This is a genomic window from Methanocorpusculum bavaricum DSM 4179, assembly GCF_000430905.1.
Taxonomy (GTDB): domain Archaea; phylum Halobacteriota; class Methanomicrobia; order Methanomicrobiales; family Methanocorpusculaceae; genus Methanocorpusculum; species Methanocorpusculum parvum.
The window spans coordinates 1-1265 of the sequence record NZ_AUMX01000027.1 but is presented as its reverse complement, the minus strand read 5'-3'; the positions used below and the strand labels follow the sequence as shown (position 1 = coordinate 1265).

The window sequence follows — 1265 nt, the reverse complement described above, 5'->3', positions numbered from 1 at the left end:
GACAGGGAAAGATATCCGAAGAGTGCAGCTCGAACTAATGAAAACTGCGGGGGCGTCGAAAGAGACTCTTCTCCGTTCGCAGCGGCTGATCGACGAGACAAAATATCTGACGGCGAAGCTGCGGGCTCTTGAACGGGAGATCGACGGGGTGCTGACCCAGGAGGTTCTTTTGATCGAGGGGGAGGCGGGTTGGACGCGGAACGCGGCCGACCTCAGCGGAGGCGGATTGACGGCGCAGCCGGCGATCTTAGCGGAGGCGGCCCGGTCCATCGGACCGGGTTCAGCTGAGCAAGTTTTCGAAGGAAACTTGCGATCAAGTCGAAAGACTTGCGACCAGGTTTTTGAAGAAAACTTGCGAGTGGAATGTGAGACGGTGGAAGGCTGAGGTATGAAAGCGGAACGAAACGATGAGCAGATCCTTGTGCGTCTGCCGGCGAGGATAAAATCTCTGGTGGAGACGGGGGCGAGGTGCGAGGGGATGACGACGCAGGAATGGGTTCGGGAAGCTATGCAGAGCCGGCTTGGTCTTGTGAATGTCTGCCCGGGCTGTTCTTTTGTGAATGCGGGGAGGGCGAAGTATTGCTCTGAATGTGGTATGGCGCTAGGGGAGAGTAAGCGGGAGATCTATCGGGAGTGGATGCTTTCGCAGATCCGGGAGGAGTTTGGGGAGGAGGGGGTGTAGGGTGGTGAGTGTGATTCGGGAAGGAGTTTGTTGTGTGTGGATACATGAGAAAAAAACCAACCGCGTTCGCAAATCAGAGATTTGCGGTTCGCGCCGATTCGCGGTTGGTTTTTCTTCATGTGTCCAAACTGACCCATCTCCCTTCCGAATTGGAGTGAGCATTTCTGCAGGAAATACGTCTGAAAAAATAGAAAATTTGCCGGGAGAGGTGGGTTCACCTCTGCCCAGCGATCACGCCCTCGACGAGCTTCCCAAAGAGCATGATGAGAAACCCGAGGAAGAGCATGATGAGCTTCCTCAGGCGGCTGGAGATTCTCATCTCCTGCCCCCGTTAGTTCAGGGCCGGCTTGGTGTCTGCCCAGGCATCGACCGCGGCGACCGTTGCATCATCGGCATAGCCGGAGACGGTCATCGAATCGCGGTTGAGACTGATCTGGAAGGTGTCGGTCCCAAGCTTCGCGGAAATGCGGACGTTCCAGGTGGCTTCGGTACCGATCTCGGTCGTCTCGGCCGTGCCGCCGTTCCCGAATGCTGCTTTAAGATCCGCACTGCCGGTAAGGGCGGTGATCGCGGCCGAATACTC

Annotated in this window: 1 protein-coding gene and 2 pseudogenes; 2 read left to right on the top strand and 1 reads right to left on the bottom strand. The window is 56.9% G+C overall.

Features of this window, described 5'->3' with window-relative positions; all coding sequences use genetic code 11:
* A pseudogene (locus H575_RS06400) lies at positions 1-385 on the top strand (hypothetical protein); the annotation flags it as partial.
* Positions 386-388: 3 nt separating this feature from the next.
* Positions 389-682: a hypothetical protein gene (locus tag H575_RS06395; protein ID WP_042699704.1), complete on the top strand. Its 294-nt coding sequence runs from the start codon at positions 389-391 to the stop codon at positions 680-682.
* A 331-nt stretch (positions 683-1013) separates the two neighbouring features.
* Here H575_RS06395 and H575_RS09410 read toward each other — a convergent pair.
* A pseudogene (locus H575_RS09410) lies at positions 1014-1265 on the bottom strand (glycerol permease); the annotation flags it as partial.

Bases quoted from the DNA above. Each gene is read 5' to 3' on its own strand.
- H575_RS06395 (WP_042699704.1), top strand. From the start codon at position 389: ATGAAAGCGGAACGAAACGATGAGCAGATCCTTGTGCGTCTGCCGGCG.